Annotated in this window: 28 protein-coding genes; 22 read left to right on the top strand and 6 right to left on the bottom strand. The window is 34.6% G+C overall.

The genetic code is table 11. The annotated features are described in order from the left end of the window. Positions 1-127 precede the first annotated feature (127 nt). The 20 genes from MKS83_RS04475 to MKS83_RS04380 all read left to right on the top strand — a co-directional run bounded on the left by MKS83_RS04475 (position 128) and on the right by MKS83_RS04380 (position 14,050). A complete protein-coding gene (locus MKS83_RS04475; RefSeq protein ID WP_240582145.1) occupies positions 128-1,339 on the top strand; it encodes a DUF763 domain-containing protein in 1,212 nt (403 codons plus the stop codon). 149 nt (positions 1,340-1,488) lie between these two features. Next, complete coding sequence (locus tag MKS83_RS04470) at positions 1,489-1,893, top strand: hypothetical protein (RefSeq protein WP_240582144.1); 405 nt, start codon at positions 1,489-1,491, stop codon at positions 1,891-1,893. Positions 1,894-2,126: 233 nt separating this feature from the next. Beyond that, positions 2,127-2,717: a Crp/Fnr family transcriptional regulator gene (locus MKS83_RS04465; protein ID WP_240582143.1), complete on the top strand. Its 591-nt coding sequence runs from the start codon at positions 2,127-2,129 to the stop codon at positions 2,715-2,717. Positions 2,718-2,795: 78 nt separating this feature from the next. Next, the gene (locus tag MKS83_RS04460) at positions 2,796-3,206 is read left to right on the top strand and encodes a VOC family protein (protein WP_240582142.1); all 411 of its coding nucleotides are present in this window, start codon (positions 2,796-2,798) and stop codon (positions 3,204-3,206) included. 33 nt (positions 3,207-3,239) lie between these two features. Further along, the gene (locus MKS83_RS04455) at positions 3,240-3,647 is read left to right on the top strand and encodes a VOC family protein (protein ID WP_240582141.1); all 408 of its coding nucleotides are present in this window, start codon (positions 3,240-3,242) and stop codon (positions 3,645-3,647) included. A gap of 175 nt (positions 3,648-3,822) precedes the next feature. Further along, the gene (locus tag MKS83_RS04450) at positions 3,823-4,275 is read left to right on the top strand and encodes a hypothetical protein (RefSeq protein ID WP_240582140.1); all 453 of its coding nucleotides are present in this window, start codon (positions 3,823-3,825) and stop codon (positions 4,273-4,275) included. A 27-nt stretch (positions 4,276-4,302) separates the two neighbouring features. Next, complete coding sequence (locus MKS83_RS04445) at positions 4,303-4,827, top strand: DinB family protein (RefSeq protein ID WP_240582139.1); 525 nt, start codon at positions 4,303-4,305, stop codon at positions 4,825-4,827. Between the two features lie 4 nt (positions 4,828-4,831). Beyond that, positions 4,832-5,605 carry an alpha/beta fold hydrolase gene (locus MKS83_RS04440; RefSeq protein ID WP_240582138.1) on the top strand — a complete coding sequence of 258 codons (774 nt, stop codon included), beginning with the start codon at positions 4,832-4,834 and terminating at the stop codon, positions 5,603-5,605. Between the two features lie 294 nt (positions 5,606-5,899). After that, the gene (locus tag MKS83_RS04435; protein ID WP_100375920.1) at positions 5,900-6,331 is read left to right on the top strand and encodes a VOC family protein; all 432 of its coding nucleotides are present in this window, start codon (positions 5,900-5,902) and stop codon (positions 6,329-6,331) included. Between the two features lie 81 nt (positions 6,332-6,412). Continuing rightward, positions 6,413-6,826 carry an SRPBCC family protein gene (locus MKS83_RS04430; RefSeq protein ID WP_240582137.1) on the top strand — a complete coding sequence of 138 codons (414 nt, stop codon included), beginning with the start codon at positions 6,413-6,415 and terminating at the stop codon, positions 6,824-6,826. Between the two features lie 37 nt (positions 6,827-6,863). Next, positions 6,864-7,103: a hypothetical protein gene (locus MKS83_RS04425; protein WP_240582136.1), complete on the top strand. Its 240-nt coding sequence runs from the start codon at positions 6,864-6,866 to the stop codon at positions 7,101-7,103. 22 nt (positions 7,104-7,125) lie between these two features. Then, positions 7,126-7,992, top strand: coding sequence for a VOC family protein (locus MKS83_RS04420; RefSeq protein ID WP_240582135.1), 867 nt, complete (start codon positions 7,126-7,128; stop codon positions 7,990-7,992). Between the two features lie 94 nt (positions 7,993-8,086). Then, on the top strand, positions 8,087-8,515 hold the full coding sequence (locus tag MKS83_RS04415) for an SRPBCC domain-containing protein (protein WP_240582134.1): 429 nt from the start codon (positions 8,087-8,089) through the stop codon (positions 8,513-8,515). Positions 8,516-8,539: 24 nt separating this feature from the next. Continuing rightward, positions 8,540-8,980, top strand: coding sequence for an SRPBCC family protein (locus MKS83_RS04410; RefSeq protein WP_240582133.1), 441 nt, complete (start codon positions 8,540-8,542; stop codon positions 8,978-8,980). Positions 8,981-8,986: 6 nt separating this feature from the next. Beyond that, positions 8,987-9,445: a hypothetical protein gene (locus MKS83_RS04405; protein WP_240582132.1), complete on the top strand. Its 459-nt coding sequence runs from the start codon at positions 8,987-8,989 to the stop codon at positions 9,443-9,445. A 174-nt stretch (positions 9,446-9,619) separates the two neighbouring features. Further along, positions 9,620-11,623, top strand: a complete 2,004-nt coding sequence (locus MKS83_RS04400; RefSeq protein ID WP_240582131.1) for an alpha/beta hydrolase family protein — start codon at positions 9,620-9,622, stop codon at positions 11,621-11,623. Between the two features lie 203 nt (positions 11,624-11,826). Beyond that, the gene (locus MKS83_RS04395) at positions 11,827-12,381 is read left to right on the top strand and encodes an RNA polymerase sigma factor (protein WP_225689370.1); all 555 of its coding nucleotides are present in this window, start codon (positions 11,827-11,829) and stop codon (positions 12,379-12,381) included. Positions 12,382-12,394: 13 nt separating this feature from the next. Further along, positions 12,395-12,736: a hypothetical protein gene (locus MKS83_RS04390; RefSeq protein WP_240582130.1), complete on the top strand. Its 342-nt coding sequence runs from the start codon at positions 12,395-12,397 to the stop codon at positions 12,734-12,736. Between the two features lie 85 nt (positions 12,737-12,821). Then, positions 12,822-13,094 (top strand): hypothetical protein, encoded by a 273-nt coding sequence (locus MKS83_RS04385; protein WP_240582129.1) that lies wholly within the window; start codon positions 12,822-12,824, stop codon positions 13,092-13,094. A gap of 311 nt (positions 13,095-13,405) precedes the next feature. After that, positions 13,406-14,050 carry a J domain-containing protein gene (locus MKS83_RS04380; RefSeq protein ID WP_240582128.1) on the top strand — a complete coding sequence of 215 codons (645 nt, stop codon included), beginning with the start codon at positions 13,406-13,408 and terminating at the stop codon, positions 14,048-14,050. Positions 14,051-14,053: 3 nt separating this feature from the next. On the opposite strand, the gene MKS83_RS04375 is transcribed toward MKS83_RS04380, so the two are convergent. Beyond that, positions 14,054-14,209: a hypothetical protein gene (locus tag MKS83_RS04375; RefSeq protein ID WP_240582127.1), complete on the bottom strand. Its 156-nt coding sequence runs from the start codon at positions 14,207-14,209 to the stop codon at positions 14,054-14,056. 393 nt (positions 14,210-14,602) lie between these two features. On the opposite strand from MKS83_RS04375, the gene gcvP reads away from it, so the two are divergent. Next, on the top strand, positions 14,603-17,461 hold the full coding sequence (gene gcvP, locus MKS83_RS04370; protein ID WP_240582126.1) for an aminomethyl-transferring glycine dehydrogenase: 2,859 nt from the start codon (positions 14,603-14,605) through the stop codon (positions 17,459-17,461). Between the two features lie 82 nt (positions 17,462-17,543). Here the strand turns inward: gcvP and MKS83_RS04365 are convergent, their stop codons facing one another. Next, positions 17,544-17,999, bottom strand: a complete 456-nt coding sequence (locus MKS83_RS04365) for a lipocalin family protein (protein ID WP_240582125.1) — start codon at positions 17,997-17,999, stop codon at positions 17,544-17,546. Between the two features lie 35 nt (positions 18,000-18,034). Further along, positions 18,035-18,475: a hypothetical protein gene (locus tag MKS83_RS04360; RefSeq protein ID WP_240582124.1), complete on the bottom strand. Its 441-nt coding sequence runs from the start codon at positions 18,473-18,475 to the stop codon at positions 18,035-18,037. 307 nt (positions 18,476-18,782) lie between these two features. Here MKS83_RS04360 and MKS83_RS04355 point away from each other — a divergent pair, with 307 nt between their 5' ends. Further along, on the top strand, positions 18,783-21,779 hold the full coding sequence (locus MKS83_RS04355; RefSeq protein ID WP_240582123.1) for a LamG-like jellyroll fold domain-containing protein: 2,997 nt from the start codon (positions 18,783-18,785) through the stop codon (positions 21,777-21,779). Positions 21,780-21,952: 173 nt separating this feature from the next. Here MKS83_RS04355 and MKS83_RS04350 read toward each other — a convergent pair whose 3' ends face one another. The 3 genes from MKS83_RS04350 to MKS83_RS04340 all read right to left on the bottom strand — a co-directional run bounded on the left by MKS83_RS04350 (position 21,953) and on the right by MKS83_RS04340 (position 25,004). After that, positions 21,953-22,672, bottom strand: a complete 720-nt coding sequence (locus MKS83_RS04350; RefSeq protein ID WP_240582122.1) for an AAA family ATPase — start codon at positions 22,670-22,672, stop codon at positions 21,953-21,955. A 91-nt stretch (positions 22,673-22,763) separates the two neighbouring features. Next, positions 22,764-23,267, bottom strand: coding sequence for a MepB family protein (locus tag MKS83_RS04345; protein WP_240582121.1), 504 nt, complete (start codon positions 23,265-23,267; stop codon positions 22,764-22,766). A gap of 771 nt (positions 23,268-24,038) precedes the next feature. Further along, positions 24,039-25,004 carry a hypothetical protein gene (locus MKS83_RS04340; RefSeq protein ID WP_240582120.1) on the bottom strand — a complete coding sequence of 322 codons (966 nt, stop codon included), beginning with the start codon at positions 25,002-25,004 and terminating at the stop codon, positions 24,039-24,041. Position 25,005: the final 1 nt, after the last annotated feature.

The following is a 25,005-nucleotide window of genomic DNA, read 5'->3' as shown; positions in this document are numbered from 1 at the left end:
TCGCAGGACTTTTGTTTAAGCATAAATGATGAAACTGTCATTTCGATAAATGGAAAAATATACATCAACTTGACAATTGCTGACTCAAATCAATAAAAATTAAAAACAATACGCCTACCTTTACAGAATGAAACGTTCCGGAACAGCAGATTTACCTTTACATTACGGCAAAGTACCGCCTTGGCTGTATGAACGTATGTCGATTCTCGGACTTTCGATCGTTGAGGTTATCCTGATGGATTATGGCAAAGATGAGGTTATTCGTCGCCTTTCAGATCCGTTCTGGTTTCAAAGTTTTGGTGCTGTAATGGGGATGGATTGGCATTCTTCCGGAATTACAACCTCTGTAATGGGAGCTTTGAAAAGATCGGTTAACCCGAATTCTCAGTCTCTTGGACTTTATATTTGTGGAGGAAAAGGCAAATTCTCAAGAGATACTCCTTCGGAATTGATTCAAATTGCAGATAAGACAGGCTTAAACGGAAATGACCTGGTAAGAGCAAGTAAACTTTCTGCAAAAGTTGATAATACGGCTATTCAGGATGGCTATCAACTGTATCTGCATAATTTTATTTTATCCGATACCGGAAGCTGGAGTGTCGTTCAGCAGGGAATGCACGAATCTGACGGAACCGCAAGACGTTACCATTGGCATTCAGAAAACATAAAATCTTTTATTGAAGAACCTCATACGGGAATCAATGGAATTTCAAGAGGTCAGATCTTGAATTTAACCGCTTCTGAAGCTTCAGAAAACAGGAAAGGAATTTTGGAAATTTCCCATACCGACTCTGCTGAGGTTATGCAGGATTTTTCAAGACTAATTCTTCCTAATCATCATGATGTTCAGGCTTCTGATGTTGATTTGAAACGCCTTGGAGCCCTTTTGTATGTGACAAGAGAACAGCAGCCGCAAAATTTTGAAGACTTATTGATGTTGGAAGGAGTTGGTCCGCGAACAATGCAGTCTTTGGCTTTGGTAAGTGAAGTGATTCACGGATCGCCATCAAGATTCAAAGACCCTGCGATATTTTCCTTTGCGCATGGAGGAAAAGACGGTCATCCTTTTCCTGTTCCGACAAAAGTGTATGATGAAAGTCTTCAGATTATTAAGTCAGGAATTGAAAAATCAAAGCTTGGAAATTCCGATAAATTAAAAACGTTAAATAAGCTTCATCAAATTATTGAGGCCACAGAAAAAGATTTTACCCCGGATTTTGATATTCAACAGGTTATTGAGGAGGAAAGACAAAATTCATGGCGTTTCGGCGGGAAAACTGTTTTTGGAGACGCGCAGAAACCTTCTCCTCCAAAACCGATACAGCTTTCTTTATTTTGATTTTTGAACAAAATTTTTGGTTAAATTGTTTGAAGATGAAATCGTAAAAGTCTAAACATTTTTCTGTTGTAATGACATTGTAATATTCCAACTTTGCTAGTACAATTGGTATAAACATTAATAAAACAAAACTAAATTGAACCGAAGTGATGAGAAAGTTCCATCTTTATAATATGTTTTTCGTTCTTACGTTTTTAATGTGCTGTAAAAATAAATCCGTGGACTGTAATAATGCAGATATTGAAATAGAAAACAGATGGTATGAGTACAACGGCGGATTAGATAATTTGAAAATAACAGATGCGAGAGATTTGACATTTATTTGTGATAGAATTAATCAATTCTCTGAAGGAAAAGAAGTCACTACCAGTTATAATCAGGGCTATCTTACCATATTTCTTAATGGTAGAAAAATAAATATGATTTTTACAGTTAAGAATGGTGTTGTTTACAATGTTGGTATTGGAGAATATGTTTATGATGAGGAACTTACAAATTATATTATGAAACGAATGATGATAAATAGTAGATGTTGGAGTGAAAACTGTAATTAAAAGTAAATCCAGACATAGTTTCGTTAGTTAGACTTCTTTAAATCAATCTTTAGAATAGCAGTATATTACTAAACGTGTTTAATTAATTTATAACCATTATAAATAGCTTATGGTATTAAAATGTAATGGATTACATTTGTTTTTGTTGTCGTATTTATTGTTTTGTTTAATATTCTCTTCATCATCTCAGATAAAAATTCTAAATTTAAAACCTTATAAAAACATTCGATTTGATGAGCAATAAAGCCTTGGAAATCTGCTATGATTTCCCGTTTTTTCTACAAGAAGAACTTGAAGAGATATTTCAGTCTCATGAAAAAGTATTTTTTCAGAAAGGAGATTTCATCCTGGAAGAAGGAAAAACAGCCAATGAATATTATATTTTAGAGAAAGGTCTTGCTCGTTCATTTGTCAATGATTTTAACGGAAATGAAGTGACAACCCACTTTTTTGTGGAAAATGAAATAATTATTGAAGTTTCTTCATTGTTTCAAAGAATTCCGACACAGGAAAATATTGTATGTATTATGGATTGTGAATGCTGGAAATTTGATTTCGAAACTTTTCAGGAATTATTTCACAAAATCCCGAACCTCAGAGAGTGGGGAAGAGCATGGATGTCTCAACAGCTTTTTGTATACAAACAGCGTTCGGTAGAAATGTTTACTCTTTCCGCTACAAAACGGTACCTTAATTTATTAGAACAAAAACCTCACGTTATACAATTCGCTCCATTGAAGCAAATTGCTTCCTATTTAGGCGTCACAGACACTTCTTTAAGCCGTATCCGTAAGGAATTGGTTTCCCATCCTAAGAAAATTTAAATCTTGCCTTATGGCAAGTTGATTCTCATTGCGACTTGGTAATTTTGATTTAAAGTTTAACACTTAAAAAATTAAAAAATGAAAATCAATCAAATTTATGTAAACCTTCCGGTAAAAGATGTTCAGAAGACGAGAGAATTCTGGACTCAGCTTGGGTTTTCGATCAACGAGCAATTCTCAGATGAAAAAGCAATTTGTGTAATTATGAAGGAAGATCATATTTATGCAATGTTTTTAAAAGAAGAGTTTTTTCAGACCTTTACAGATAGACCTATTGCCAAAGGAGATACCACTCAGACACTCCTTGCTATTGGCGTAAACAGTCGTGAAGAAGTTGACAATATGGTTAAAACAGCTATTGAAAACGGAGGTTCAAAATACAGCGAGCCACAAGATCACGGTTGGATGTACCAGAATGCTTTCTCGGATTTGAATGGTCATCAGTGGGAGGTTATGTTTGCGGATATGTCTAAACTTCCGACAGAATAAATTTCAATTCAAGTAACCCTAAAAAATTACAAAATGAAAGTCAATCAGATTTATGTGAATCTTCCGGTAAAAGATATTGAGAAAACAAAAGAATTCTGGACAAATGTAGGATTCTCAATCAATGAACAAATTACTGATGAAAAAGCAGTTTGTGTGATGTTGAATGACAATATCCAGGTGATGTTTTTAACAGAAGAATTCTTTGAAACTTTTTCGGAAAGACCGGTTCCGAAAGGAGATACAACACAGGTATTGGTAGCTATCGGTTTAGACAGTCGTGAAGAAGTGGATCAGGTGGTGAATGCTGCAGTAGCCAACGGAGCTTACCAGCAAGAAGAACCGCAGGATCATGGCTGGATGTATCAGAATTCTTTCTGGGATATCAACGGGCATGGCTGGAACGTTATATATGCTGATCCATCTCAACTGCCTACAGTATAAATTAATCTCACTCAGAATTATTGAAAGTACTCCCAATTCCCCTCCAATGGAGGGGTAGCGAAAATTCAAAGAATTTTTGACGGGGTGGTTAAAACATATCAGTTAAAAAAATCTCACAATAAGCATAATTATTGCAAAAAACTGTGGGAAAATTTAGACACCAAAATCTAAAAATATGAAAAATGATATTGAAATTATCAAGATCCAAATATCGAGCAACTATAAAGTAATTTCGATGAATATTGAAGGGATTACCAATGAGGAAGCTATGATCTTTCCCAATGGTGAAGCCAATTGTCTGAACTGGGTTTTAGGACATTTAATCTACATCAGAAATCCATTGCTGAATATTTTAGGTGAAGAACCAGTTTGGAACAGTGAAAAATTTTCCTGCTACAACAGGGGTGAGATTCCTTTAGAAAGAAAAGATGAGTTTGTTTCTTTCGATGAACTTAAATCTTATTTAAAAGTATCCCAGGACAGATTGGAATCCAAGCTTAATACGATAGATAGCTTTAATTCTGAACACATTAAAGATATTTCTACTCTTTGCTTTCACGAGATTTATCACAGTGGGCAATTAGGATATTTAAGAAGAATTCTGGGAAAGCCAGGGGCGATCAAATAATACAGCAACTAATAAAAATCAAACAAAATGGATACTCTGAAATCTAAAAAATTAGATATTATAATTCCTGCCTATCGGGGGCACAGCCAGACTTTCTTGCTTGTTCTTGACGGGATTTCTGAAGAAAACGCTTTAAAAAGAATTGAAGGAAGAACCAATCATATTATCTGGATGGTTGGGAATTTTCTGGATATGCGTTATGGACTTGGATTTGTTCTCGGCCTTACCGAAGAATTTAAATATAAAGATTTTTTCTTTCAGGGGAAAGCACTGGATGAGAGCTTTAATTACCCGACTTTACAGGAATTGAAAGAAGAATTTCATAAAATTTCACCTTTAGTGTATCAAAAACTGTTGGAAGCAACAGATGAAGAATTAGATAAGACTTTTCCTATGGGAATGAATATCGATTTTTTCCCGGAAACAGTGTTGAATTTCGTAGGAATGTGCATTGGCCGCGAAGACTATTTATGCGGACAAATCGGATTAATGCGAAGAATTCTTGGATATGAAGGAATGAAATATGATTTTGACAAAGACTTGAAATATTAAATCAATGAAGCCTGTAGACAAAGGATATAAAAAAGTGAACGGAATCAGAATGTATTACGAAATATATGGTTCCGGAAAACCTTTGGTATTGATTCATGGCGGAGGTTCTTCAATTTTGTTCGATTATAAGGAAATTATTTTAAGGCTTAAAAATCAGTTTCAATTAATCGGAATTGATCTTCAAAATCACGGAATGACTGAGCATCGTGATATTCCTGAAACTTTTGAACAGGATGCACATGACGTTACAGCTCTTCTGAAAGAGATCAACATCGAAAAAGCTTCATTTTGGGGGTTCAGTAATGGCGGAAGCACAGTAATGCAAATTGCTCATCTTTATCCGGAAATAGTTGAAAAACTTATCGTAGCATCTGCACTTTTCAAAAGAAGTGGCATGATGGATGGTTTTTTCGAGAGTATGGAGGAGGTAACATTAGATTCGATGCCGGAACCTTTAAAAATTAATTTCCTGAACTTGAATCCTGACTTTTCAGCACTTGAAAATATGTTTAATAAGGACAGCGGAAGAATGAAATCTTTTCAAGACTGGAACGAAAATATTCTGAAAGGAATAACATCTCCGACTTTGTTTATATCGGGAGATAAAGACGTGATAAAGCCTGAACATGTGGTCGAAATGTGGCGTTTGGTGGAAGGCTCTAAGTTGATGATTCTCCCCGCTACTCACGGTTCCTATATGATGGCTGACTTTAGCGGAAATGTAGATGAGAAACTGATTGATTTTACAGTAAGTGAAGTTGAAAAATTTTTGAATTAAAAAATCATAATTATTTAATAAGATATAATTGTCGTACTGTCATTCTGAACGAAACGGAGTGAAGTGAAGAATCTCTTCTTGAATACTTAAGATTCTTCCTTCGTCAGAATGACAAAAAATATGAAAAAAGAAAATCTCAACACTTTTCTGAGTGAAACGCCTTTGCGAACAAAAAGTATTTTCAAAAATTTAAAGAAAAACCTTTGTGCTCTTTGCGTTAAGAACAAAATATGAAAGCAAAATAAGCCAATTACTTTGCTTACAACGATTAAAAAACTTTAAAAAATAGAAATCATGGCTAAATTAAATCCTTATCTAAATTTTGACGGGAAAGCGGAAGAAGCTTTCAATTTTTACAAATCTGTTTTCGGGGGTGAATTTCTAGGAGAAGTTCACAAAATGGGAAATGCTCCGGGAACTGAAAACCTGTCAGACGAAGAAAAAAACAGAGTAATGCACATTGCCCTTCCGATTGGAGGAGATCTGTTAATGGCATCAGATATTGTCCCGAGTTTCGGACAGAAGCTGAATGTAGGAAACAATAATTACGTTTCCATTTTCCCGGAATCCAGAGAAGAAGCGGACAGACTTTTCAAAGGACTTTCTGAAGGCGGAAATATTGAAATGCCTATTGAAGACCAGTTTTGGGGAGACTATTTCGGTAGCTTTCAGGATAAATATGGTGTTCATTGGATGGTGAATTATAGCGAAGGATACGCAAAATAACCTTATCTTTAAACTAAATTATATATAAGAGGGTAACTGTTTTGGGTTGCCCTTTTCCTGACCACAAAAAAATAAATTTATATGGAACCTATTAAAATTGATATTACTATTCTTGCCCCTGTACAGAAGGTTTGGAATTACTATAACGATCCTAAACATATCACCAAATGGAATTTTGCCCACGAATCCTGGCAATGTCCAAGCTCTGAAAATGATCTGAGAGTGGGTGGAAAATTCAAAAACAGAATGGAAGCGAAAGACGGAAGCTTCGGTTTTGATTTTGAAGGAGTTTATGATGAAGTTATACCTGATCAGAAAATAAAATACCACATGGAAGATGGGAGAAATGTTGATATAGCTTTCAATAAAATTGATGAAAACACAACGAAAGTTAACATTAGTTTTGATCCTGAAAAGCAGAATTCAGTGGAAATGCAGAGAGATGGTTGGTATGCAATTCTGGATAATTTCCACAAGTATGTAGAAAATCATTAACAAAAAACTTTTCAGAATCATGATAAATTTAGTAATAATGGCAAAATGTTTAAGCTCCATTTGCGCTGTTAATCATGTTGTGGAAAGTGATTTTTTAAAAGGAATTATTCCTGCGTCTGCAAGAAAAGCTTTAGGAAAAGAAAAAATAGATTCTCTGGAAAAACTTTCCGGCTATTCCGAGACAGAAATCATGCAGCTGCATGGTTTTGGGAAAAATTCAATGGAAAAGCTTAAGAATTATATGAAAGAAAACAATCTTTCTTTTAATGAGAATTAAAACCAACTTAAAATTTAAAATTATGAATAACGATATTTTTCCGTGTCTTTGGTACGACGGAGATGCAAAAGAATCTGCAGACTTTTATTGTAAAATTTTTGAAGGGAAAATTACGGCAGATACTCCTGTTGTTATGAATATAGAGATCTTCGGACAAAAATTAATGCTTTTAAATGGCGGACCTCATTTTACAAAAAATGCTTCCGTTTCTTTTATGGTCATTTGTGATACCGAAGCTGAAGTTCAAAAATACTGGGACCAACTTCTGGAAGGCGGAATGGCTTTGATGCCTTTAGACTCTTATTCATGGAGTAAAAAATATGGGTGGGTACGGGATAAATATGGAGTGACGTGGCAGATTTTCTTAGGTGAGAAAGCCAGCGAGCAAAAAGTGGTTCCTACCTTAATGTTCATCCATGAAAATAATGGAAAGGCCATGGAAGCTATGGAATTATATACAGGTATTTTCCCTAATTCTAAAATCGGAAATATCTTGAGGTACGAAGAAGGAAGTGAAGGACATCCGACCCCGGAACCTGCTGAAAATATTCAGCATGCTCACTTTGAAATTGACGGTTACAGCTTTTTCTGCATGGATAATTCTTACGATCACCAATTCGATTTTAATGAAGGCATTTCAATGGTTGTAATGACCGATGATCAGGAGCAGACAGATCAATACTGGAATTCTCTGATTGCTAACGGGGGAAGAGAAAGTATGTGTGGATGGCTGAAAGACCGGTTTGGTTTCAGCTGGCAGATTGTTCCTAAAAGGTTAATCCAGTTAATGAGCGATCCTGATCAGGAAAAAGCTCAGAAAGTTGTGCAGGCGATGATGAAAATGCAGAAAATCATTATTTCAGATTTAGAAAATGCTTATAATTCATAGAGAAATGCCTTTCAGTTTTCGGCTTGTTGTTTGATGTAATATAAAATGGATTTGTTACGAAATGGAGGTAAATTAATCTTAAAATATTTGAACAATGGAAAAACTGGTTTTTGAAATACAAATAAATGCATCTCCTGAAAAAGTATGGAGCGTACTTTGGGACGATATTTCGTATAGACAGTGGACGACAGCTTTTGCAGAAGGTTCCTTTTACCAGGGTACTTTAGAAGAGGGAAACATTATCAAATTCCTAGATCCCAATAACAACGGAATGTTTAGCCGTGTAGAAAAAAACATTCCCGCAAAAGAAATTAAATTCCTGCATCTTGGAGAAATTTATAGTGGAGTAGAAGCTCCTCAGGATTGGGGAGAAGCGACGGAAGCTTATATTCTGGAAGAAAATGATGAAGGGACCAAACTGAAAAGTGAAATTCAGACACCGGCAGAATTTAAAGGCTTCTTTGAAGAAAAATTTCCGAAAGCTTTAGGGATTGTGAAGAATCTTTCTGAAAATCAGCTTTAAAGTTTAATTATTTAAATTTAAAATATGGAAACTTTATCTTACGAAAAAATAATCGATGCCTCGAAAGAGAAAGTTTGGGATATTCTTTGGGGCGCAGAAACGTACAGCGAGTGGACCCGATTTTTCAGTCCGGGCAGTATCATGAAAACCGATTGGAAAGTAGGAGGAAAGACCTACTTTTTAAATTCAGAAGGAGAAGGAATGGTTTCTACAATCGACAGCCTTGAAAAACCAGACCAGATTATCTTTAAGCATTTGGGAATGGTGGATAAAGATGGAAACGAAGATATTCATAGTAAAGAAGTAATGGAGTGGAGCGGTTGTTTTGAGAAATATATTCTAATCGATTTTGGAGATAAAACCAAACTTCATGTTGAGGTTCAGGTAGAAAAAGAATGGCGGGATCATCTGAATACAGGATTTATAAAAGGACTGGAAGTAGTGAAAGATCTTGCTGAAAAATAAAGAAGTATGAAGCTGTTAACAATTCTTTTTACTACATTTCTTCTGGCTTTGCTGGGAACCAAGATCTTTCAGGGAAGCTTGAATTTTTTATTTTCCGGAAATCTGGGGATGGCTGTTTTTATCATCTTTACTGGGCTTTCCCATTTTAAATTTCAGAAAGGAATGGCGATGATGATTCCTAATTTTATTCCTGCTAAAATCTTTTGGGTATACTTTACCGGAATTATTGAAATTGCAGCCGGAGTTGGACTGATGATTCCTTCAATACGTGAAATTACGGCAGTTTTACTGATTGTTTTCTATGTATTGGTTTTCGTAGCCAATATCAATGCTTCAAAGAAAAAGATCAATATCTTTAAAGCCGATTACACAGGGCCGGGAATGAATTATCTATATCGAGAAAGAATCCTAATGCAGCTTATTTTAATAAGCTGGACCTGGTATTTTGGAATCTACCTGAATTAAACTTAAGATAACAAGAAAATAAACCCCGGAAGTTAGCTTCCGGGGTTTTATATAAATATTATTTTCACAAATATTTGAAAAATATGTAACTTTTTGATCAGTTTAACTGTCTTATTGTTTAGATATTTATTTGTATGCACAATGAATATCATAAACCTAACCAAAATATAAGTTATGAACCTCAATCACAAAATCCTAACCACCGCTCACATTATAATATCTACGATTATGATTAATGCACAAAGCTCGACCGCAAAATTACCCGGTGATCCTACATTAGTATCTTCCAAGGCCACTTTAGAAAAGCTTATTTCTTATGATAAAGGAAACTTTAAATACAAGGTTGAAGATTATTTTGCAAGACCTAAAGCTTCACAGTTTAAAATTTCTCCGGACGGACAATACCTTTCTTACAAAGAGAAAGATAAAGACATGAAAAATCATGTGTATGTAAAAGATTTAAAAACAGGAAAAATTACAAAAGCGCTTGTTGAAAAAGAAGATCTTATCAGGAGCTATGGCTGGCTCAATAAAAGCCGTCTCTTCTATACTCAGGATAAAGGAGGAAATGAAAATATTCATTTGTATGCGGCAGATATTGATGGTAAAAACCTTAAAGATTTAACACCTTTTGAAGGAATTACTTTAGGTACTGTCAGGTTAATTAAGGACACTGATTTTGTTGTTGTAACAATGAATAAAAACAACAAACAGATCTTTGAACCCTATAAAATCAATTTCAAGACAGGGGAGATAACCCAGCTGTATGAAAATAAGGATACTAAAAGTCCTATAGATGACTATCTTTTTGATAAGGACGGAAATTTGAGAGGCTACACTGTTCTTGAAAATGGTTTAACGACAAAAACGTACTATAAAGATTTACAAACGGAGAAATTTAATCTTTTAAAATCAACCGACTGGAAAGATACTTTCAGTGTGATTAGTTTTAATTATAATTCCAAAAACAAGGATGAGGCTTATGTGGTGACCAATTTGGACAGTGATAAGGCAAGAATCGTTTTATATGATTTAAAGAAAAATGTGATCATTAAAGAAGTATATTCAAATCCGACATTCGATGTAAGTTCAATAAGTACCGCTGAAAAAAACAGGAATTACGAACTGGACTATATTAGTTATAACGGAATTAAAGATGAGGTGATTCCTGTAAGCGCATTTTACAAAGAAGTATATGCAAAGCTGAAATCAGAATTTGGAGACAAACAATATTACGTTGTTTCTTCAGATGATAACGAAAATAAACTTCTGGTAGTCGTAAGCAGCGATAAATTGTACGGGAAATACTACGAGTACGATACCAAATCAAAAAGCTTAAAACTTCTTTTCGATCTAATGCCACAGCTGAAAGAAGAAGATATGGCAGAAATGAGACCGATTGAATTTAAAAGCCGTGACGGTTTGACGATTCACGGATATATCACATTACCCAAAGCAGCTTTACAAGGTCAAAAAGTTCCGTTAATTGTAAATCCTCACGGTGGTCCGCAGGGAATCAGAGATAGTTGGGGATTCAACCCGGAAACTCAATTATTTGCAAGCAGAGGATATGCAACTTTGCAGGTGAATTTCAGAATCTCGGGTGGATATGGAAAAGAATTCCAGACTTCAGGATACAAACAAATCGGAAGAAAAGCTATGGATGATGTAGAAGATGGTGTAAAATATGTTATTCAGCAGGGTTGGGCAGATAAAGATAAAGTGGCTATTTATGGTGGAAGCCATGGCGGTTACGCAACTTTAATGGGGCTGATTAAAACTCCGGATTTATATTCTTGCGGTGTTGATTATGTTGGAGTTTCCAACATCTTTACCTTCTTCGATTCTTTCCCTGAATATTGGAAACCTTATAAAGAAATGGTAAAACAGATCTGGTATGATCTTGATAATCCTGAAGAGGCAAAAATCGCCAAAGAAGTTTCCCCTGTTTTCCAGATCGATAAAATCAAGAAGCCGTTATTTGTTGTTCAGGGAGCCAATGACCCGAGAGTCAATATCAATGAATCAGACCAGATTGTAAAAGCTTTAAGAAACAAAGGTTTTGAAGTACCTTATATGGTAAAATATGATGAAGGACACGGATTTGGAAAAGAACCAAACAGGCTGGAGCTATATAAATCCATGCTTGGTTTCTTTGCCGAGAATTTCAACAAATAAAAACTAATACTTTATATAAATGAAACGGAGGGTGATTTTTCACTTTCCGTTTTTTTGTTTTCAGATTTCAATATAAAACAAACTGTTTTTAAATCCGATGAATAAAAGAAAAATTGGAAATTCCAAAAAATATTTTAAATTTATTAAAGTAAAACAAAAATTTCAATCGTCATAGCAATATGGAGGTTGTCGAAAAAGTAATAATGCCACAGAAGGAGAAGGAAAATATCATCTCGCAAACCGTTTCAAAGTACGGAGGAAAGCTGATGTCTTATATTCGTCCGAAAGTGAAAAATACGGAAGATGCGGAAGATATTCTGCAGGAAGTGTGGTATCAGTTCAGTAGTCTCACGAACTTGTCTGAGATTGTGAATGTCGGCGGTTGGTTGTACAGGGTTACGGCTAATAAAATCACAGACAAATACCGAAAAAAGAAAACCGAAAATTTAGAAGATTTCGTTTATGAAGATGAAGACGGAGACTTTTCCATCAAAGATATTTTATTGATGGATGAAAGCGCCGGACCCGAAGTGAAAATGTTTCAGGATGAAATCTGGAAAAAGCTTTTTGAAGCGTTGGAAGAATTGCCTGAAAAACAAAGACTGGTTTACGTAGAAAACGAACTCAACGACAAAACACTCCAGGAAATTGCTGATGAACACGGCGAAAACATAAAAACAATTATCAGTCGGAAAAACTATGCCGTAAAGCATTTGAGAAACAGATTGAGAAAATTATACGAAGATTTAAATAGTTAGTAAAAAGAAAGATATGAATCATAAACATAAAAAAGGGTGGATTTTTTTAATTCTATGTCCCCCGTTGATTTTTTTAGGAGTCACTTGGATTGTCATGGCTCTGTGGAACTGTCTTCTTCCGGAGATTTTGGGAGCAAAATCAATAACATATTGGCAGGCAATGGGAATATTGATTTTAAGTAAGATACTTTTCGGAGGCTTCCATTTCGGAAAAGGGATGAAAGATTTTAAGGAAAGAAAAATGAGAGAAAAAATGATGCATTTATCTCCCGAAGAAAGAGAAAAATTCAAAGAAGTATGGAGAAACAAATGTGAAGGCGGTTTCTTCAACAGACATAATAGAACAAACGAATAATTAAATTTTAGAAGTAGTAAAGTAAAATTAAAAATTTATTCGTCTATATAAAAAACAAAGTAGTAAAATTTAAAATTTTGAAAAAATGAAAAATTCAGTATTAAAAGGAGCTTTGGGAGCATTAGCGGTTGCCGGAGTTGCCATAATCGCTAAAAAAGCGATCCAAAGAAAAAGATTTGTAAAAGGTATTTTTGAAGAATACGGAATCAAAGAAAAATCTCCTTTCGGATTAGCAGATAAAATCAGAGAAATGAATGAAGAAGAATATCAGGAGCTGAAAGGAAAATTCAAGAAAGAATTTGCTTCAAGATGCCATCACAGGGGTTTTGAGAAAAAAGAAAATATTGTGGAAGCATAATATAGAAAGTAACTAAATGAAATTGTTAGTTCCGGCGCGGGAAGCTTCGCTTCCTGCGCCGGAACTTTTTTATACATGACCAATTCCCCTCCAATGGAGGGGTGTCAAAAGTTCGTAAGAATTTTTGACGGGGTGGTTTTAAGACGTATGTAACAAATTTATGTCCTAATATAATAAACTACCCCATCTTTTTGCTTCGCAAAAATCCACCCCCTTCAAAGAAGGGGAATTTTAAAGCGTTTTATTGAAACTATGTAATTTAACACCACGCTTTGCTCGCAATAACAAAATTCTTATTTTTGTAGAGTTCAATGAAAGATTACTACTATTTTCTCGGTGTTTCCTACGATGCTTCAGAAGAGGACATCAAAAAGGCTTATAGAAAATTATCTTTAAAATATCATCCTGATAAAAATGAGAACGACGATTTCTTTGCAGACCGTTTTCGTGAAATTCAGGAAGCTTATGAAACATTAAGCGACAAAAGCAGAAGACATTCCTATGACCAGAATTTAGAAAGCCATCAGAAAAGCTTCAGATACAATGTTCCGCCTTCCATTAAAACGTTTACGGCAAATAAAATTCATGCAAAAAAAGGAGAGGAGATTATTATCAATTGGCAGACTCAAAATGCTGATGTGGTAAAGGTTTTACCTTTTGGCTTGGAAAAACCGTATGGAGAGAGAGTTTTTAAAATTACTGAATTCAAAGACGGAAAATTTCAGATCTTGCTTCATGCAACCAATTCCCTGTTGCATAAAACGGCAGTTCAGGGTATTACCATTACTGAAATGTTTGAAAACGATACGGAAAAATTCAAAGATAAAGCAGAAGAATTATTCAGGTCGCAACCGAGAACCGTTGCAAACCCGCATGGTCAGCCAAAAATTATAAGAATAATCGCGGGGATTTTACTGCTGATTTTGGCGATTTATTTTTTAATAAAAAGCTTGTAGCCCTTAAGCCATTTTCTTTCTTCCCGGGCACTTTTTACATCTTTTTCCTTTTTTAAATTTTTTGCAGCAAGATTTCTTATCGCCACAATACATTTCTTCAGTATTGATAGAAAAAGCTGGAGCTAAAGGTGCAACTTTGAATGGGACAATCATATTCATGTTGCAAATATATTAATTTAGAATAAATATAGATAATAAAATTTGTTAAAATATTATTGTGTTGATTGTTAGTTATTTAAATGCTTTTAGGGAATGCTTTGAAGTATAAAATTAAAAAATATTGGCCTAAAATCATTTGTGAACAATGAAAATGAAATTTTCAACTAAAATCTTTTCTTTTTACAAGAATCTGAAGTTTTTAAAAATAATGTTAATTTAATATTAACAGGTACTTTAACTGTTTTTATGATGTAAAATATAATGAAATGTTGTTAATATTGAATAAGATAGATTTATTTTGCAATTCGGTTAGGTTTTCGACTTACTTGTACAATTTTCCAAAAATTCGTAATTTTACCCATCTTTTTTACAAACAAAATCTAATAAATAAAAATGAATACAGAACAGTTTGTGAGCCGTCACATTTCCTTAAATGAAGCCGATAGACAGGCGATGTTGGAAAAAGTTGGCGTTTCAAGTATCGAAGAGTTAATTTCTCAAACCATTCCTTCTTCTATCCGTTTAGAAAAAGATCTTGAAATCTCAGAACCGCTTTCAGAATACGAAATGCTTAACCACTCTAAAGAGTTGGCATCAAAAAATACTGATTATACAAGCTATATCGGTTTTGGGTATCACAATACATTGTTGCCATCAGCAATTCAGAGAAATATTTTTGAGAATCCAAGTTGGTATACAGCGTATACTCCTTATCAGGCAGAAATTGCTCAGGGAAGATTGGAAGCTCTTCTTAATTTCCAGACTGTTGTGTGTGATCTTACAGGTTTTGCTTTGGCAAATGCTTCATTATTGGATGAATCTACGGCTGCTGCAGAAGCAATGCATATGTTTTTCAATAACAGAACTAAAGATCAGAAAAAAGCAGGTGCGAACAAATTCTTTGTTTCTGATCTTGTTTTACCTCAAACCATTTCAGTATTAAAAACAAAAGCTGAAGGTTTAGAGATTGAAATCGTAGAAGGTGACCACAAAACCCATGAGTTTGACAGCTCTTATTATGGAGTTTTATTACAATATCCTGGTAAAAACGGTATTGTTCTAGATTATACAGAGAACATTGTTGACTATAAGAAATTAGATCTTCAGGTGGTTGTAGCTTGTGATCCGATGGCTTTGGTAAAATTAAAATCTCCGGCTTCAATGGGGGCTGACTGTGCAGTTGGAACAACACAAAGATTTGGTATTCCATTAGGATACGGTGGTCCTCACGCAGCATTTTTCTCTTGCAGAGAAGAGTATAAAAGAGATATTCCTGGAAGAATCATCGGGGTTTCTCAGGACATGTACGGAAGACGTGCCCTAAGAATGGCTTTACAAACCAGAGAGCAGCATATCAAGAGAGAAAAAGCAACTTCAAACATCTGTACAGCACAGGTTTTACTAGCTGTAATGGCCGGAATGTATGCTGTTTATCACGGTCCGAAAGGATTAAATTATATCGCTGACCAGATTCATTTTAAAGCAAATGCTTTGAAAGGAGGTTTGAAAGCTTTAGGATATGAAATCGTTGAAGAGCCGATATTTGATACGGTAAAAATAACGATGAATGAAGATGAGAAAGGAAGATTGATGAGAATGATGCTTGATCACAGATTAAATCTTAACTACTTTACAGAAGGAGTTGTGAGCATCGCAATCAACGAAAGTACAACATTAGATAAATTAAATATTCTAATGGCTTCTTTTGCTCAGTTTAAAGATAAGCAGACTTTCAAATTAGAAATTAAAGAAGGATACAGTATTCCTGAAGAGAATTTAAGAAAAGACGAAATTCTTACGGAAGAAGTATTTAATAAATACCATACGGAAACAGAATTGATGCGTTACATCAAGCGTCTGGAAAGAAAAGATCTATCGTTGACACATTCAATGATTTCTTTAGGCTCTTGTACAATGAAACTTAACGCAGCAACCCAAATGTTACCGCTTTCTTGGGAAAACTGGGGAGCAATTCACCCTTTTGTACCGGTAAATCAGGCAGCGGGTTACCAGGAAATGATCCGTGAACTGGAGAAAGACTTAGCAGAAATCACTGGTTTTGCAGGTACTTCTCTTCAGCCAAATTCAGGAGCTCAGGGAGAATATGCAGGATTGATGGTAATCAGAGAATATCACATCTCAAGAGGTGAAGGTCACAGAAATGTAGTATTGATTCCTCAGTCTGCACACGGAACAAACCCGGCTTCTGCAGCAATGGCAGGAATGAAGATTGTTGTGGTTAAAAACCTTGAAAACGGAGAAATTGATTTTGAAGATTTAAAAGCTAAAGCAGAACAGCATTCTGAAAATCTTTCTTGTGTAATGATCACGTATCCGTCAACTTATGGATTCTTCGATGCCAACATTAAAGAAATCACAGCATTGATCCACCAGCACGGAGGACAGGTATATATGGATGGTGCTAACATGAATGCTCAGGTAGGATATACAAGTCCTGGAAACATCGGAGCAGACGTTTGTCACTTAAACTTACATAAAACTTTCGCAATTCCTCACGGAGGTGGAGGTCCTGGAGTTGGTCCGATCTGCGTGGCTAAACATTTGGTTCCTTTCTTACCTTCCAACGCCAATATCAGAATCGGGTCTAAAGATGCTATCGACGGTATTTCTGCAGCACCTTACGGTTCAGGATTAATCTTGAATATTTCTTATGCTTATATTAAAATGCTTGGAACTTCAGGATTGAAAAAAGCAACAGAGCATGCGATCTTAAATGCTAATTATCTGAAAGAAATTTTAGCTGAGCATTTCCCGATTTTATATTCAAACGAAAACGGAAAAGTGGCTCACGAATGTATCGTAGATTTCAGACAGTTCAAGTATTTAGGAATTGAAGTTGCTGATGTTGCAAAAAGATTAATGGATTACGGATTCCACGCTCCAACAGTATCTTTCCCGGTAGCAGGAACATTAATGATTGAGCCGACTGAATCTGAAAGCAAAGCAGAAATCGATCGTTTTGCAGAAGCTCTAATTGCCATTAAACAAGAGATTGAAGAAATTGCTAATGGAGAAGCTGATGCTGTAAATAACGTATTGAAAAATGCTCCTCACACAGAGCAGGTCGTGATTTCTGATTCTTGGGATAAACCATACAGCAGAGAAAAAGCGGCTTATCCGTTAGAATGGGTGAGAGACCACAAATTCTTTGCCTCTGTTTCAAGAGTGGATGAAGCTTACGGAGACAGAAACTTAGTTTGTACTTGTGAGCCGATTGAAGCTTATATGTAATTAAAGTTTTTTAAATATACAAAAATCCCTCTCATCACTGAGAGGGATTCTTGTTTGTAATACTACTGTAATAATTCGTTCTTTACTGTTGTTTTTCAAAAATTTGAATTTGATAACCAGTAACGGATGGAAGATTTAATTCTATTTTTTTATCCCTTAAAGTAAAATGAAGGTTGCTTCCAATTCCGGGACATTTGCTGGATTCGAGTGTAAATATTTTGTCTGTTCGATTATAATTTTTTATATAAAATTTTCCGGAAGAAGGTTCTTCTCTTTTAATCCCGTCAAAACAATATTCTCCATTAGAAGTGAATGTGCCATTTTTTTTAAAATTTATGATGGTATTACTTTTGATTTTTTGTGGAACTAAGGATGAGCGAGTTGCATACGGATCATTACTTTTGATTATTGCAGATAACCTCCATGTTCCAACAATTTGTTGTTGTATTGAATGGCAGCTGTTTAAAATAATCACGGTAAAACAAATAAATACTTTGTATTTTATTATTATGTATACTGGTAGATGTGCTTTCTTCATAATATTTAATTAATACTAAAGTATATTATAGAATTTTATTTCCACTCGTCAAGTCTAGTAATATTTTTTATTGATCCCCCAAACATTCCCATATGACCTTTTGTGTTCATGTCAAATTTTCCAACAATTATAACATATTTTTTAGTGAACTTTTGTAAGTCTTTCTTCTTCGCAAATTCATCATTAAAAGAAACCCACATTCCATTTCTTGAAGAACCATTTTCATAATCTTCTTTATGAAAATATATTGCATTACCTTCAAACTCAAGATTTAAATATCCTATAATCTGAACTGTTTTATTGTGATATTTTTCTGGTGTGACAATTAATCTTAACATTGAAATATCATATTCGTCAAATTTTGAGATTTCAAATATTTCATTGTCGTTATTTTTATTATTAATATTTGAATCTTTTTCCTGTGCACAATTCATAAAGAAAAATGATAAAAAAAATAATAAGTAAATATTTTTCATAGATGTTATTTTTTTAATAGCATGGTTTAGGGGCTTCTATTTATTCAGCAGAATATTTATACTTTCTAAAATTAAATAAATTTTGACTTAGACAATAGATCGATTAAGTGTAAATTTTAAAGTTTATATATTAAATATTAGGAAATTCATCTCTATATCAAATGATTTCAATGTATTGAAGCATTTTTTACTCAGTGTTAAAATTATGATTTGAATTGTAATTGATTGATACATAGTTTATAGCAGGATGCAACAGGATGCCAGTGTTTACGTTTGTGTTTAGATTAGTTAACACAAAATTAATCCTATGAAAAAACCATTACTCACTAAGCAAACTCTTACAGCTTCACTGTTTTGCGGGTTAACATTTTCTACTTTAGATCTGAATGCTCAGACATTGGCCTTTCCGGAAGCCACAGGTTTTGGTAGATATACTACGGGAGCCAGAGGTGCTGCCAATCCTCAGATTTATCTGGTTACTAATTTAAATGACAGTGGGCCCGGTTCATTCCGTGATGCGGTAAGTCAGCCCGGCCGATTTGTAATCTTTAGAGTCGGAGGTATTGTGAATTTACAATCGGTGGTTGCTGTGGCTGCTAATACAACGATTGCGGGACAAACAGCTCCCGGAGAAGGAATTGTATTCCTGGGACCAAGAGTATCATTTACCGGAGCCAATAATACGATTGCAAGGTATCTTCGGCTTCGCTATGGAGGAACTGCTCAAAATCAGGACGCATCAGGGATTGCTAATGGAGCTAATATCATTTTGGATCATATGACCTTTACATGGGGAACGGATGAGGTTTTTTCTGTTAACTGGGACGGCAACGGTACGAGTCCTGATAATATAACCATTCAGAATTCTATTATCGGACAGGGAATGCACCGTCATAATCATTCAGCAGGTGGATTGATGCAGCCACCTCCCGGAGGAAAAATAAGTTTGATCGGAAATTTATATATCTGTAATAAGACTCGGAATAATAAGATAAAAGGAATCAACGAGTTTGTTAATAATGTGGTTTACAACTGGGGTAACTATGGAAATATCTATGGGCATACACAATCCGGAGAAGCTTATATCATGGGCGGAGACTCTGCGGGACCTTCGTATGCTAATATTATCAACAATTATTTCATCGGAGGCCCTAATACAAGTACTACGGTTACAACGCCGTTCAGCGTGGGAAACGCCAACTTTAACTTATATGGCTCCGGAAATTATTTTGATAATAACAGAAACGGAGTGTTAGACGGAACTTTAGTTCCTCAGAATTTAACCGGATATCCTGTAGGAGATGTGGCGGCAATACAGACCGCTCCGTATGATTATCCAATGAAAAATACAACGGTAACGGCTCAAACCGCATATGATAACATTATCGCAAGCGCTGGAGCATCTTATCCCAGACGTGATCAGGTAGATCAGCTTATGATTTCGGATCTGATGTCAAAAGGAACAACGGCGACTTATGTTTATGTGCAAACGGATTTAACCACTCAATTTGGTTTCACTAATGGTGGAGCAGGTCATGTATATGGTGCTCCGGCTCCTTTAGATACGGATAACGACGGAATGCCGGATGCATGGGAAATTGCGAATGGGTTGAATCCGAATGTTTTTGATGCTTTAGCAGTAAGTACAACCCATGCTCCTTACCTGAATATTGAGGTATATATTAATGGCTTACATAATACACCTGCACCTGACTTTATTATTCCGCCGACAAATCTAAATTTTACCAATGTAGCCACGACAGGAACTCCGGCTTCAAGCTCTTTAACGGTAAACTGGAGTGACAATGCGACTAATGAAACCAATTATGTTTTAGAGCGTTCAAATGACGGAACTAATTTTACAGTGATTGCAACGCTTCCTGCCAATACGGTAAGTTATAACGAATCAGGTTTAACACCCAATACACAATATTATTATAGAGTGAAAGCGATCAGCGCTACGGAATCTTCTGTGTATACTTCAAATGCATCTGTAACGACACCGCCAGTTCCTTCAGCACCTACAAAACCAACCAGTCCAAACCCTACAAATGGCAATAATAATGTAGAACTTAGTAGTGGAAATCTTCTTTTAAAATGGAATGGAAGCTCAAATACCACAACCTATTCAGTTTACTTTGGAACAAATCCTCAAAGCTTAAGTAACATCGGTACTGTAGCTTATAGTGCGACTCCATCATATCAATTAACGAACTTAAATACAGGAACAGATTATTACTGGAGAATAGATGCTTCCAATGCTCTTGGTTCTGTAACTGGAGATGTGTGGAGTTTCCGAGCGTTAACACCAAGTCTTGTAGGAAACTGGCCGTTTTCAGAATTGCCTTTATCCGGAGAACAGATTACAGATATTTCACCTTACGCGAATCATGGAACATTAAATGTGGCTTATGATAATTCTAATGTAAGGGTTCCGGGAAAAGAAAACTTTGCTCTTGATCTGGCGACTGCTCCTAATACCTATATAGCGAGCATTCCTCATCAGGATCAGATTTTCTTTAATAATAATTCTTTTACCGTTTCTTTCTGGATGAAGGCTCCGACAACCATGATCCCATCGTCGTCTTCAACAAGTCTTTATGTATTATGTAAAGGATCATTTACTAAAAATACAACAACTGGTGCTACAGGAAAACGTTTTAATGTAGAGATAAAAGGAGGTCAGCTGCGATATGCAATCGATGATGATATCACGAAAAAAGAAATTACATCACCCATTGCCAATTATTTTACAGGAAATTGGGTGCATGTCGTGATCATGAGGGATATTGCAGCCCATAAAATGAGAATTTATACCAATGGTGTTTTATCAGCTGAAGGAGATGAAACAGCGGTTACAGGTATTGGTGAAACAAGTGATTTTATCATCGGAAACATCGGAGAGCTGGAATTTTTATCGACCGCCAATGCTCCGGCTCCTTACAAAGGTGCATTTGATGAGCTTAAAATGTACAATTATGCATTATCCCCGTCTGAAATAACCGCTTTGTATAATCAAAATGTGTTGCAAAATGACGAATTCAGCATCAGTAAAAATGTAGGAACTGTCTATCCGAACCCTGTAAAAGATCAGATTTTCATTAATCTTCCTGAGTATAAAAGATCAGATCTTACTGCTACCTTAATTGATATGACAGGAAAAGTGGTGATTAAAGAAAAAATAAAATCCGGTAAAGATGGAGTTTTTAATCTCAATATTTCTTATATAAAAGCGTCCGGAAATTATATATTGAATGTTTCAGGAGAAAATCTGAACAGCAATTTTAAAGTTGTTGTGAAATGAAATAAATAAAGTTAATTATTCATATTATACAAATTTTACGATGAATCCCTTTCAGTAATGAGGGGGATTTTTAATTTGTCATTGCGAGCGAAGCAAGTTCTTAACTTCTTTTGTTAATTATTAAGATATAGGAATTATAATTTCGACTGATAAAAAATAATAGGCAATATATTTTATAGTTGAATTTCATGCTTTCCTTCCAATTTTCTAATCAAGTTCCCTTTAACTACCGTAAAAGTATAATCCTTCGCCTCTGCAAAAGAAATCCCGTATTTACGTTCAAGTGTTCTTACATCTTCCGGAAATTTTGATAATAAAACATCATAAAACTGATCCAGAAAATCATTAGAAGGCATTGTGTAATTGATTTTCAGCTGAAAACGTCTGATCAAAGCCGTATCAATAATTTCAGGATGATTGGTAGCACATAGCAAAAGCGCGTTTTCGGGATAATAATCGATCAGTTGAATCAGTGTGTTCACCAGTCGTCTCATTTCTCCGACATCTTTATCATCGCTTCCTCTTGCTTTTCCTATCTGATCAAGCTCATCAAGAAAAAGAACCGATCTTTCACGAGCAGCTTTATCAAAGATCATTTTAATATTCTGTGAAGTCTCTCCGATTCTGGAGGAAACAATATTGCTTAAATTAAGAATGATAATACTTTTCCCCAAAGCATTAGCAACTGCTTTTGCAGTCATGGTCTTTCCGCAGCCGGAATTCCCTTCCAGAAGAACTTTATTGTTTACCGGGAGTCCATATTCCTGTAATTCTTTAGAATAGGTATTTTCTTTGATAAGCTGCACAATCTGCTCCTTGTTTTGAGGATCAAGAAAAACATCATCCAGGGTTACTTCTTCTTTATCTTGAATAATAAGGTTGTACAGGTTCATTTCGTTTAAATTTTTTAACAGATAATTTGGGTTACAATCACTTTAAATGTAGAAAGTAAATCTCTACAAAGATAAAACTTAAAGCTGTTTTTTAGATGAACGGAGTCTGTAAAATCGTGCTGAATTTTTCGAAGAAGTTACCTTCTGTGATGTTAATGAAGTAGGAAGTCTGCCAATCTTGTGTTTTCTCGGCTTGTTTGTTGGTTGGTATATCCCAATCCGGATAAATTCTAAAGCCTCGTTTTCCCGGTTTTGATGGAGTGGTTATAATGTGTTTTTCACACAAAATATTTTTGGGAAAGAGAAAAAGTCCCAATTGGTTACTGAATTCTGTTAAAATGATACAAAAATCAAAATGATCTTCAATTTCAAAAGGTTCTGTCTCCCGGGGTTCGAAATTTCTTTTCCATAGGGTTACAAATTGTCCTGTTTTTTTAGGGGTGATCTTTGCTTTCCTGAATTTTATGTGAAATTGACCGACTTGAAAATTATAGCCCAAATATTCCTCACATTCTGAATCTGGATGAATCTGTGAAATATTTAAGTGTAATGGTTGGAAAATAGTATTTTGAAGGATTTCAATTTCCTGTATCATTAGATTTTGGATTTATCTAAAAGCAAACATAAATATCTAAACCATATAAAGCAAAAAAGCCGAACATAAAGTTCGACCCTATCGGCTATTATAAAAATTAAAATTTGTTGCGTTGATTTTTTCTTACATTATGTTTTTTTTGCCCTTTTACTCTGTTGAGTAAAAGAGCGAACAATCTTTGAGATTGAAAACATATAACAATACAATTAGTAAATCTGCTCTATAAGATACTTATTCTTATATAAGATTTAATTAATTCCCTTCTTTTCTAACGGTCATGAAGTAAGATGAGAATACTATTAAACATGTTGCAATTCCGATGTAAGTTACCATTTGTTTTATTTTTAATTATTTGACTTTTTATTATCAATTTTACATTTGCAATATTACGGCAATTATATGGGAATATAAATTAAATTATAATGATGTTTATCAGTATTTTATGTTAATTTTCAGTGTCTTTTGATGGTTTTTAGATTCGTTTTATAGCACGTTTTTTATATTTTTAATATTATTTTTAATTATATTATTCTCAAAAAAATGTGAAATTATTAATATTTTGATATTGGTTGTTTGGAGATTCGCAATGTTAACAGTTGGTAATATTATGCAAAGACTAATAATTTTTATCACTCGATGATGAATTTATTTTGCTTCTTACGTTTCAAAAAATGATAGGATGATAAAGTTTTAATAAAATAAAAAAGTCTACCGAAATGGGTAGACTAAAGATTAAATATCAACAAGTTATACTATTGAATAGGAAACTGTTTATTTAGTTCTGGGCTTTCCAAAAGGATTATAAGATACACCGATATTGAAATAGAATGAAGTTTTGTATTTGGCTTCAAAAATATAATCTTTAAAAGATTCCTGCTTTTCGAAAACTCTTGCATTAGGTGTCGCTCTGATTCCAGTTTTTAAAGTGCCGATAAAATTTCCGCCTAAATTATGTTCATATATAGCTCCTGAATTAACTTCCACCTGTCTGTATTCATAGGTTTTTCCTGATAAGTAGTGGTAAAAAGAAGTATTATCCATTTCAGTTCCAAAAGAAATTCTTCCATTGGAAAACATATTTTTTCTGATCAGGACTTTTTTAGGTAAAAGAATATCTGCCATCCAGCCGTTCTCAAATTTATGCTCATAAGTAAAAATAGGAAGAGCCGGAACTTGTGAGCTAGGATCGATGAAAGCAGCAATTCCTACTGTCATTTTTGTTTTCTGATTGACTTTTAAAATTAGAGTTCCTGTTACAATCCCACGAATTCTTTCAAAATGCTGATCACTTCCGTCGACTGAAACTGAGGCGGAGTATACGGCGATTTTATTAAAGAGTTTAGAATAATAACTTGCATTAATTCCTTCCGAATGGTAATGAAAATCTTTTTTTTGAGGATAATTTAAAATTGAATTTTCCATATCCATCGAAGTATAGCGGTAGTTTAAGGAAGTACTTAATAACCAGCTTTTACTTTTAATAAAATAGATATTGGCATTTGCTTTTACCTGATAAAATTCTTTCATTTTATTTTCCGGTAAATCGTTTCCTTGTAACGCAGAAGAAAATTTATAAGGTGTAGTCTGAGTAAACTCAAGGTTAAAATCTCTTGTTTGCGGAAATTTGTAGGCTACAAATGCTCTCACTTTTAAAGGAATACTGTCTCTCTTTTGAGCATATACATGTTTTAAAGGAAGGATAGTAAATGGCAGAATTGCTTTTCTGAGTATTTTCATA

Source organism: Chryseobacterium sp. Y16C (assembly GCF_022488405.1).
GTDB classification, from domain to species: Bacteria; Bacteroidota; Bacteroidia; order Flavobacteriales; family Weeksellaceae; genus Chryseobacterium; species Chryseobacterium geocarposphaerae.
The sequence above is the reverse complement of the archived record's forward strand: the minus strand, read 5'-3'. Positions and strand labels throughout refer to the sequence as shown.

Bases quoted from the DNA above. Each gene is read 5' to 3' on its own strand.
- MKS83_RS04475 (WP_240582145.1), top strand. From the start codon at position 128: ATGAAACGTTCCGGAACAGCAGATTTACCTTTACATTACGGCAAAGTA.
- MKS83_RS04470 (WP_240582144.1), top strand. From the start codon at position 1,489: ATGAGAAAGTTCCATCTTTATAATATGTTTTTCGTTCTTACGTTTTTA.
- MKS83_RS04465 (WP_240582143.1), top strand. From the start codon at position 2,127: ATGAGCAATAAAGCCTTGGAAATCTGCTATGATTTCCCGTTTTTTCTA.
- MKS83_RS04460 (WP_240582142.1), top strand. From the start codon at position 2,796: ATGAAAATCAATCAAATTTATGTAAACCTTCCGGTAAAAGATGTTCAG.
- MKS83_RS04455 (WP_240582141.1), top strand. From the start codon at position 3,240: ATGAAAGTCAATCAGATTTATGTGAATCTTCCGGTAAAAGATATTGAG.
- MKS83_RS04450 (WP_240582140.1), top strand. From the start codon at position 3,823: ATGAAAAATGATATTGAAATTATCAAGATCCAAATATCGAGCAACTAT.
- MKS83_RS04445 (WP_240582139.1), top strand. From the start codon at position 4,303: ATGGATACTCTGAAATCTAAAAAATTAGATATTATAATTCCTGCCTAT.
- MKS83_RS04440 (WP_240582138.1), top strand. From the start codon at position 4,832: ATGAAGCCTGTAGACAAAGGATATAAAAAAGTGAACGGAATCAGAATG.
- MKS83_RS04435 (WP_100375920.1), top strand. From the start codon at position 5,900: ATGGCTAAATTAAATCCTTATCTAAATTTTGACGGGAAAGCGGAAGAA.
- MKS83_RS04430 (WP_240582137.1), top strand. From the start codon at position 6,413: ATGGAACCTATTAAAATTGATATTACTATTCTTGCCCCTGTACAGAAG.
- MKS83_RS04425 (WP_240582136.1), top strand. From the start codon at position 6,864: ATGGCAAAATGTTTAAGCTCCATTTGCGCTGTTAATCATGTTGTGGAA.
- MKS83_RS04420 (WP_240582135.1), top strand. From the start codon at position 7,126: ATGAATAACGATATTTTTCCGTGTCTTTGGTACGACGGAGATGCAAAA.
- MKS83_RS04415 (WP_240582134.1), top strand. From the start codon at position 8,087: ATGGAAAAACTGGTTTTTGAAATACAAATAAATGCATCTCCTGAAAAA.
- MKS83_RS04410 (WP_240582133.1), top strand. From the start codon at position 8,540: ATGGAAACTTTATCTTACGAAAAAATAATCGATGCCTCGAAAGAGAAA.
- MKS83_RS04405 (WP_240582132.1), top strand. From the start codon at position 8,987: ATGAAGCTGTTAACAATTCTTTTTACTACATTTCTTCTGGCTTTGCTG.
- MKS83_RS04400 (WP_240582131.1), top strand. From the start codon at position 9,620: ATGAACCTCAATCACAAAATCCTAACCACCGCTCACATTATAATATCT.
- MKS83_RS04395 (WP_225689370.1), top strand. From the start codon at position 11,827: ATGCCACAGAAGGAGAAGGAAAATATCATCTCGCAAACCGTTTCAAAG.
- MKS83_RS04390 (WP_240582130.1), top strand. From the start codon at position 12,395: ATGAATCATAAACATAAAAAAGGGTGGATTTTTTTAATTCTATGTCCC.
- MKS83_RS04385 (WP_240582129.1), top strand. From the start codon at position 12,822: ATGAAAAATTCAGTATTAAAAGGAGCTTTGGGAGCATTAGCGGTTGCC.
- MKS83_RS04380 (WP_240582128.1), top strand. From the start codon at position 13,406: ATGAAAGATTACTACTATTTTCTCGGTGTTTCCTACGATGCTTCAGAA.
- MKS83_RS04375 (WP_240582127.1), bottom strand. From the start codon at position 14,209: ATGAATATGATTGTCCCATTCAAAGTTGCACCTTTAGCTCCAGCTTTT.
- gcvP (WP_240582126.1), top strand. From the start codon at position 14,603: ATGAATACAGAACAGTTTGTGAGCCGTCACATTTCCTTAAATGAAGCC.
- MKS83_RS04365 (WP_240582125.1), bottom strand. From the start codon at position 17,999: ATGAAGAAAGCACATCTACCAGTATACATAATAATAAAATACAAAGTA.
- MKS83_RS04360 (WP_240582124.1), bottom strand. From the start codon at position 18,475: ATGAAAAATATTTACTTATTATTTTTTTTATCATTTTTCTTTATGAAT.
- MKS83_RS04355 (WP_240582123.1), top strand. From the start codon at position 18,783: ATGAAAAAACCATTACTCACTAAGCAAACTCTTACAGCTTCACTGTTT.
- MKS83_RS04350 (WP_240582122.1), bottom strand. From the start codon at position 22,672: ATGAACCTGTACAACCTTATTATTCAAGATAAAGAAGAAGTAACCCTG.
- MKS83_RS04345 (WP_240582121.1), bottom strand. From the start codon at position 23,267: ATGATACAGGAAATTGAAATCCTTCAAAATACTATTTTCCAACCATTA.
- MKS83_RS04340 (WP_240582120.1), bottom strand. From the start codon at position 25,004: ATGAAAATACTCAGAAAAGCAATTCTGCCATTTACTATCCTTCCTTTA.